3 protein-coding genes are annotated in these 8650 nt (G+C 74.5%); 2 read left to right on the forward strand and 1 reads right to left on the reverse strand.

Going from position 1 to position 8650, the window contains the following annotated elements; all coding sequences use genetic code 11:
* Positions 1–670 precede the first annotated feature (670 nt).
* Together LX83_RS23835 and LX83_RS23840 are read left to right on the forward strand one after the other, a co-directional pair.
* The gene (locus LX83_RS23835) at positions 671–1009 is read left to right on the forward strand and encodes an ABC transporter permease family protein (RefSeq protein ID WP_253775098.1); all 339 of its coding nucleotides are present in this window, start codon (positions 671–673) and stop codon (positions 1007–1009) included.
* Positions 1006–2205, forward strand: coding sequence for a cytochrome P450 (locus LX83_RS23840; RefSeq protein ID WP_253775100.1), 1200 nt, complete (start codon positions 1006–1008; stop codon positions 2203–2205). Before LX83_RS23835 ends, LX83_RS23840 begins: the two co-directional genes overlap by 4 nt.
* On the opposite strand, the gene LX83_RS23845 is transcribed toward LX83_RS23840, so the two are convergent.
* Positions 2200–8643, reverse strand: coding sequence for a type I polyketide synthase (locus tag LX83_RS23845; protein WP_253775102.1), 6444 nt, complete (start codon positions 8641–8643; stop codon positions 2200–2202). The two genes, LX83_RS23840 and LX83_RS23845, sit on opposite strands and share 6 nt — an antisense overlap.
* Positions 8644–8650 lie beyond the last annotated feature (7 nt).

Below are 8650 nucleotides of genomic sequence, written 5' to 3' on the forward strand. Positions count from 1 at the left end.
TGGTCACTCCACCCGGGGTGGTGGTGATCCGGCCGTACGCGTCGTAGGTACAGCCCTCGTCGATCAACCGGTCAGCCGAGTCGTAGCTGTGCGTTTCCGCTAAGGCAGGCTCCGCATCCGCCGGGCACTCTCCGGCTGTCCGGCCAGAGCGGCTGGCCTTCTCGGTTCGGTTGGTGCGCTGGTCGTCGAAGGCATGGGTGCGCACGGTGCACAGCCCGGAGGCCGCGGACACGTCCTGGGTGCGGGTCAACCGTCCAATCTGGTCGTAGGAGAACCTCTTGGTCGATCCCGGACTGGAGTGTTGGACCCCATTGGCCGTGCACGTTCTCCACCACGGCACTGGCGGCGATCAGGGTGTTGTCCGATGCCTTGGTGTACGAGCGCAGCACCGGCACACCGGCCGGGTCGAGCTGCTGGGACATCCGCACCCCGCCGGGCAGGTCCAAGGCCACGACCTGTCCGTCAGGGCCGTAGCTGGCCGAGATGGTGCCGGCCACGCTGTCGGTGACGGAGGTGAGGAACCCGCGCGGTTCGATGGTGCGGTCGTAGGTGAACCGTTGGGTGGTACCGAGGGAGTCGCTGATCTTGGCTGGCTTGCCGAACTGGTCGAACTCGGTGGCCACCCAGGCGCCGTCGGCGTCGGTGTACTTGGCCAGCCGGCCGAGACGGTATGGCGACCGGACTGTCCGCCTGCAACGAGTTCCTGTTCGCGGTGGCGTTCGTGCGGAGCGGTCGCCGGGTGCCGGTGCCGGTGTCCACCGCGATGTTCTCCTTCCAGCAGGGGTTCAGCCAGGACTACCCGTTGGTCAGCGCGGCCGGCCTGATCATGCTGCTGCCGATGGTGTTCCTGTTCCTGCAGCGGCGGTTCATCGACGGCGTCGCCGTGTCCGGTCTCGACGGCACGACTCGGCAGCCCCCTGTCGATCCACAGCGGACTTCTGTTCTCCGGTCGGGGAAAGCGGTTTTTTCCTTATCCTCCAAGGGTTTCTTGGTTATCGTGGGGGCGTGACCGAGATCGCGCCGCAGGTGCCCCTCTTCTTCCATCGAGACGGCCTGCTACCTGCGGCCGCGCTGGCCGCCGCTCGGGACGAGCCGGGGCTGCGGCGCACGGTGTCGCCGTTCGGGCAGCCCATCTGGGTCGTCGCGCGGTACGAGGACGCCAGGACTGTGCTGGGCGACCCGGAGTTGTTCTCCAACGACTCCGCGCCGCCGATGCCCTCGGCCGACGACGACCCGGCCGCGGTGGACGAGCGGCGGGTCGGTTCTCTGCTGCTGAGCGATCCACCGGAGCACACGCGGTTGCGGCGGATGCTCGCGGCGGAGTTCACCGCCCGGCGGATCGCCCGCCTGGAGCCGCGCATCGCCGAGATCACCGCGCGGTGCCTCGACGCGCTGGAGGCCCGCGGACCCGGTGCCGACCTGGTCGCCGAGCTGGCGGATCCCCTGGCCACCCTGGTGATCTGCGAGCTGCTCGGCGTGCCGCACGGGGACCTCGACGAGTTCCAGAGCGTCGTGCGGGCCAGCGTGGACACCACGAAGTGGCGCGCCGACCGGGACGTGGCCGAGGGGAAGCTGCGGGAGTACTTCGGTGGACTGGCCGCGCGCAAGCGGACCGCGCCCGGCGACGACCTGCTCAGCACGCTCATCCGCGAGCACGGCGACGAACTGTCCGACGGCGAGTTGACGGGCGTGTGCTCCCTGCTGCTCGCGGCGGGGTACGAAACCTCGTCGAGTTCGCTCGCCATGGGCGCCCTCGTCCTGCTCACGCACCCCGCCCAGTTCGCGTCGCTGCGGGATGACCCGGAGCTGATCGACAACGCGGTCGAGGAACTCCTGCGGTACCTGTCCGTCGTGCACAGCGGGGTGGCACGCAAGGCAACGCGCGACACCGTGGTCGGCGGTCAGCCCGTCGCCGCGGGGGATCTGCTCGCGGTGTCGATCCCCGCGGCCAACCACGACCCGGCCGCCTTCGCCGACCCGCGCGCCCTGGACCTGACGCGCAGGGTGCGGGCACACCTGGCGTTCGGGCACGGGGTGCACCACTGCATCGGCGCACCGCTCGCGCGGCGCGAGATGACGACCGTGTTCCCCGCTCTGCTGCGGCGCTTCCCGAGCCTGGCGCTGGCCGTGGACCCGGCCGAGCTGCGCTACCGCGTCGCCACGGTGGCGCACGGCGTGCATGAGCTGCCGGTGACCTGGTCATAGGGTCGCCAGCCAGGATTCGACGGCCGCCGCGGTGGTCGGCGCGTCCGCCTCGATGACGGAGAAGTGGTCGCCCGGTACGTCGCGCACGGCCATCCCGTCGAAGTGCGCGCGCCAGTCGTCCCCGTCGTGGTCGGGGGTCAGCGGCCTGCTGGCGCGCACCAGCAGGGCCGGTGCCCGCACCCCCACCGGTTTCCAGCCCGAGAACAGCTCGCACAGCCACGTCCCACCGGAGAGCCGGTCGCTGTCGTAGCGCACGGAAACGGGCCCCCGGTCGTACATCAGCGCCTTGAACTCGCCGGTGGAGCCGGTCATGTACGGGTGCCCGTCCGGGTAGGTGTCCAGCAGGACGACGGCGTGCACCCCGAACCCCCGCCGCTCCAGCGCTCTGGCCGTCTCGTAGGCGAGCATCCCACCCGAGGACATGCCCGCGAGGATCACCGGGCCGGGATCCCGCGCGATCGTGTCCGCGTGCGCGGCGACGAGGTCGTCGAGGCCGGCGGGCAGCGGCCCGGCGAATCCTGGCGGCATCACCACGGCGACGTCGCGCCGCCCGGCGAACCCGGCGGCGAAGCGCGCGTAGACCTGGGGGGTGGACAACGGGACCAGCGTGCCCGAGCAGATGACGCGTAGCCCGGGGCCGGTGGCGAGTGGCACCGGCCGGGGCAGCACGGGATCGTCCTGCGGGTAGCGGAACTTCGGGCGCAGCCGGGCGACGCTGCGCAGCAGCGCCTGTCCCCCGTCGTGGTCCCCCCGCTCCACCGCCGCGCGGTACAGCTCGCTCACCACGTCGGCCGCCCGTTCCGGTTCGGCCGGGCCGGCGAGCCGGTCGGCGAGGTGGGCCGCCAGCGCGCGGCAGTTCGCGTGGTCGAACACCACGGTGGCGGGTACGGCAAGACCGGTCCCGGCCCGGATGCGGTTGCCGAGTTCGACCGCGGTCAGCGAGTCGAACCCCAGCTGGGGGAACGGGACCTCCGGGTCGACCTCGGCCGCACCGGCGTAGCCCAGCACCGCGGCCACCTGCGTGCGCAACCAGCCGGTCAGGTCCGCGCCGGGTGCCGGGCCGGGTGCCGGGCCGGCCAGTGCCGTGGATTCGCGGCGTGCGGCCGGGCGGGTGAGGACCACCGACGGGTCGGGTCCGTGGGCGGCGAGGTCGAACAGCGCGAGCCCCTCCTCGGCGGCGAAGGGCAGCGCGCCGGTCCGGCGCAGGCGCCGCAGCGCGCGCTCGTCCAGCGTGCCGGTCATGCCGTTGGCCGGTTCCCACGGCCCCCAAGCGAGGGTGCGCACCGGGAGGCCGAGGCGGCGGCGGTGCCCGGCGAGCGCGTCGAGGAAGGCGTTGCCCGCGGCGTAGTTGCTCTGCCCGGCCGCGCCGATGACTCCGGCGGTCGAGGAGAAGAGCACCAGCTCGGCCTCGGGCAGAAGTTCGTGCAGGTGCCAGGCCCCGTCCACCTTCGGCCGCAGCACCGCCGACAGCCGCTGTGCGGTCATGGCGGTGAGGACGCCGTCGTCGAGCACCCCGGCCGCGTGCACCGCGGCCGTGATCTCGTGCCCGGCGATCGCGCGGGCCAGGGCGGCCCGGTCGGCGACGTCGCAGGCCTGGACCGTGACGCGCGGGTCTCCGCGCAGGCCGGGCGCGGCGCTGCCGCTGCGGCTGAGCAGGAGCAGGTGCTCGACGCCCTGGCCGAGCAGGTGGCGGGCGAGCAGTGCACCGAGCCCGCCCGTGCCGCCGGTGATCAGGACCGTGCCGGTCCACGCGCGCGGCACGGTGAGCACGACCTTGCCGACGTGCCTGGCCTGGCTGAGGAACCGGAACGCCTCGGGCGCCCGGCGCACGTCCCAGGTGGTGACCGGCAGCGGGCGCAGCGCACCGGAGTCGAACAGCTCCAGCAGTTCGGCGAGCATCTGGGCGATACGGCCGGGTGGCACGTCGGCGAGGTCGAGCGCGCGGTAGCCCGGCACGCCGTGCCGGATGTCGGTCTTCCCCAGTTCCGCGAACCGGCCGCCGGGTTTGAGCAGCCGCAGCGAGGCGTCGACGAACTCCCCGGTCAGCGAGTTCAGGACGACGTCCACCGGTGGGAACGCGGCCTCGAAGCCGAGGTCGCGCGAGGAGGCGACCCGGTTCGCGGCCACGTGTGCCCACTTGGCTTCGGAGGCGGTGGCGAACACCTCGGCACCGAGGTGTCGGGCGAGCTGGATCGCTGCCATGCCCACGCCGCCAGCGCCGGAGTGCACGAGGATCTTCTCCCCGGCTCGCAGGGCGACCACGTCGTGCAGCGCGTAGTGGGCGGTGAGGAACACCAGCGGGACGGAGGCGGCCTGGACGAAGCTCCACGCTGCCGGCATCCGGGCCACCAGGCGCGCGTCGGTCACGGCGAACGGCCCAAGCCCGGCGCGGACCAGCCCGAACACGCGGTCACCAACGGCGGGCGAGGTCACGTCGCCCGCCGTCTCGACCACCACTCCGGCGGCCTCCACGCCGAGCAGCGTCGGGTCACCGGGCACCACCCCGAGCGCGATCAGCACGTCCTTGAAGTTCAGGCCCGCCGCGCGCACGGCGATCCGGACCGTGCCCGGGGCGAGTGGCCCGCTCTGGGCCGGGGTGAGGGCGAGGTCGTCCAGACTTCCGGAGGCGTTGCCGGTGAGCTGCCACGCCGCGCTGTCCGGTGGGACGAGAGCGTCGTCCACCGTGGCCAGACGCTGCGCCAGGACGCGTCCCCGGCGCACGGCGGAGCGCGGCTCACCGGTGATGACCGGGTCGTCGTCTCCGGCGTCGACCAGCAGGAACCGGCCGGGGTGCTCCAGCTGCGCGCAGCGGAGCAGGCCCCACGCGGTCGCCGCCGCCGGATCGACGTCCTCGCCGGGTGCGGTCGCGACCGCGTGCCGCGTCACCACGGCCAGCGTCCTGTCCTCGGCGACGGCCCGCTGCGCCCGGGCCAGCACCTGCCGAGCCACCCGGTGGGCCGCCTCGGGCACCTCCAGCGCCCGGTCGGGTCGCACGTGCAGCACCTCGACCTCGCCGTCCACGGGGCGCGCGTCGACGGCGGCCCAGTCGACCCGGTGCAGCACATCCCGGTGCGGGGTGGTCAGCGCGCGCAGGACCAGGGCCGCCACCGTCAGCACCGGCCGCCCGGCCGGATCCGCCAGGTCCAGGGCCAGCTCACCCGGCGCGCGTGGCCGCAGGCGGACCCGGACCCGGGTGGCGCCGGTGGTGTGCAGGGTGACCCCGCGCCAGGAGAACGGCACCCCGCCGCCGACACCGCCGAACGACGCGGTGTGCAGGGCCGCGTCGAGCAGCGCGGGGTGGATGCCGAACCCCGCCGTGTCGTCGTGGTCCGGCAGCGTCACCTCGGCGAAGACCTCGTCCCCGTGCCTCCACGCGGCGGTGAGGCCGCGGAACAGGGGGCCGTAGTCGAACCCGGCGTCGGCGAGCCGCTCGTAGAGCCCGGCCACGGGCAGCGGATCGCCGACGTGCCAGGCGAAGTCCTCGGCCGGCCCGGCCGGCCCGGCCGAGGCGAGCGCACCGACCGCGTGCTCGACCCACTGCTCGCCGGTGGTGGCGTGCACGGTGATCCGGCCGTCCGGGTCGACCGCGAGCTGGACGCGCACGTCGCCCTGCTCCGGGACGACCAGCGGGGTGGTCAGGGTGAGTTCCTCGACCTGGTCGCGGCCGGTCTGCCGGCCCGCGCGCAGCGCCCACTCCAGGATCGCGGCACCCGGGAGGAGGACCCGGCCGCCGACGCGGTGGTCGGCCAGCCACGGGTGGGTGCGCAGCGACAGCGTCCCGGTCAGCAGGAACCCGCCGGAGCCAGGCAGGGCGCTCATCGCGCCGAGCAGCGGATGCCCGCTGGCGGTCAGCCCCGCGGCCGCCTCGCCGCGGCCGAAGTCCGGGCCGCGCCAGAACCGCTCGCGCTGGAAGGCGTACGTCGGCAGGTCGACGCGCCGCGCGCCGGGCAGCACCGCCGCCCAGTCCACCTCGACGCCGTGGGTGTGCAGCCCGGCGAGCCCGGTGACGAGCGCGCGAGCCTCGTCCTGGCCCTGCCGCTGCAGCGCCACGGCGCCGCGGTCCACCAGCGCGGTCAGGGTGGAGTCCGGACCGATCTCGGCGAACGCCGAGACCCCGGCGGCGCGCATGGCCGCCACGGCGTCGGCGAAGCGCACGGTCCGGCGCACCTGCTCGACCCAGTACCCGGCGGTCAGCTCCGGGAGCAGCGTCCCGGTCACCGTCGACACGATCGGGATGCGCGGGGCCGCGTGGGGGAGCCCGGCGACCGCGGCGCGGAAGGCGTCGAGCACGGGGTCCATGTGGGCGGAGTGGAAGGCGTGCGACACGGTGAGCCTGCGGTGGTGCGCGAAGTGCCCGGCCACGGCGGTCACGGCCGCCTCCTCGCCCGCCAGCACCACGGCGGAGGGCCCGTTGACCGCGGCGATGTCGACGCCCTCGGTCAGCAGCGGCCGCAGTTCGGCTTCGCTCGCGCGGACCGCGACCATCACTCCCCCGGCGGGCAACTCGGCCATCAGCCGTGCGCGGGCCGCGACCAGCGTGCAGGCGTCCCGCAGCGACAGCACCCCGGCCACGTGCGCGGCGGCGACCTCGCCGATCGAGTGCCCGGCGAGCAGGTCCGGCCGCACGCCCCAGGACTCCAGCAGGCGGAACAGCGCCACCTCGAACGCGAACAGCGCGGGCTGGGCGTTGCGCGTGTCGTCGATCGCGGCGACGTCCACCGGCAGCAACGCGCGGATCTCCTCGTGGGCCCGCGCGAAGGCGGGAAAGGCCGCCGCCAGCCCCCGGCCCATGTCCGGGCGCTGGGAACCCTGCCCCGCGAACAGGAACCCGGTGCGGCCGGGCGAGTGGACCACCCCGGTGACCGGTTCCGCGGTGGCGAGGGCCGCCAGCAGCTCACCGGTGTCGGCCCCGAGGAACACCGCGCGGTGCGGCAACGCCGACCTGGTGGTGGCGAGCGAGTAGGCGACGTCGACGGCGTCGGCCGCCGGGCTGACGTGGGCGCGCAGCCGCGCGACCTGGGCGCGCACCGCGCCCGGGGTGGTGCCCGACACCACCCACGGCACCAGCGGCGGACGCGTTCCTCCCGGCGTGCGCACGGGGTCCCCGGCGGGCGGGGCCTCTTCCAGGATCGCGTGCGCGTTGATGCCGGTCATGCTGAACGAGGACACCCCGGCCCGGCGCGTGCGGTCGCCGGGCCACGGGCGCGGCGAGGTGAGCAACTCCACCCCGCGGCCCGCCCACTCGACGCGGCTGGTCGGCCGGTCGACGTGCAGGGTGGCGGGCAGGTGCCCGTGCCGCATCGCCAGGACCACCTTGATCACGCTGCCCACGCCGGCGGCGGCCTGGGTGTGCCCGAGGTGCGATTTGAGCGAGCCGAGCAGCAGCGGCCGGTCGGCGGGCCGGCCGCTGCCGTAGACCGCCTGCAGGGCCTCGATCTCGATGGGGTCGCCGAGTGGGGTGCCGGTGCCGTGCCCGTCGACGACGTCGACATCGGCCGGGTCGATCCGCGCCGCCCGCAGCGCGTCGCGGATCACCCGCTGCTGGGCCGGGCCGTTCGGCGCCGTCATGCCGTTGCTGGCGCCGTCGGAGTTCACCGCGGTGCCGGTGACCAGACCCCACACCTCCTGCCCCTCGGCCAACGCGTCCGAAAGGCGCCGCAGGACCAGGACGCCAACGCCCTCCGACCAGCCGGTGCCGTTGGCGGCGTCGGCGTAGGAGCGGCAGCGGCCGTCCGGGGACAGCACTCCCGCGGCGCTGAGGATGACCAGGCTGTCCGATGAGGACATCACGGTCACGCCGCCGGCCAGCGCGAGTTCGGACTCGCCGCTGCGCAGCGACTGGCAGGCCAGGTGCAGCGCCACCAGCGAGGACGAGCACGCCGTGTCGATCGCCATCGCCGGGCCCTCCAGCCCGAGCTGGTAGGCGATCCGACCCGGCGCCTCGCTGCCGGAGCCCTGCGCGTACGGGTAGTCGTGGTGAACGCCGCCGGTGAACACGCCGGTGCGGCTGCGCTTGAGCGACAGCGGCGGGATGCCCGCGCGTTCCAGCGCCTCCCAGGCGGTTTCCAGCAGCACCCGCTGCTGCGGGTCCAGCCGCCGGGCTTCCTGCGGGCTGATCCCGAACAGCGCGGCGTCGAACTCGGGGGCCTCGCGCAGGAAGCCGCCCCGGTCGACGTAGGTGGTGCCGGTGCGCGTCCGGGTCGGGTCGTGCAGCCGGGCGAGGTCCCAGCCCCGGTCGTCCGGCAGCGGGCCCACCGCGTCGGTGCCCGAGCACACCGCAGCCCAGAGGTCTTCGGGTGAGCGCACGCCACCGGGGAACCGGCAGCCGATCCCGACGATCGCGATCGGCTCCCGCGCCGCGCTCAGCTCCGCGCGCGCGGCGATGAGGTCGTGGGTGACCCGGGTCAGGTACTCGCGCAGCTTCTGCTCGTCGGCCATGTCGCCT

It is taken from the genome of Goodfellowiella coeruleoviolacea, from assembly GCF_024171785.1.
In the GTDB taxonomy this organism is placed as follows: Bacteria; Actinomycetota; Actinomycetes; order Mycobacteriales; family Pseudonocardiaceae; genus Goodfellowiella; species Goodfellowiella coeruleoviolacea.

Bases quoted from the DNA above. Each gene is read 5' to 3' on its own strand.
- LX83_RS23845 (WP_253775102.1), bottom strand. From the start codon at position 8,643: ATGGCCGACGAGCAGAAGCTGCGCGAGTACCTGACCCGGGTCACCCAC.
- LX83_RS23835 (WP_253775098.1), top strand. From the start codon at position 671: ATGGCGACCGGACTGTCCGCCTGCAACGAGTTCCTGTTCGCGGTGGCG.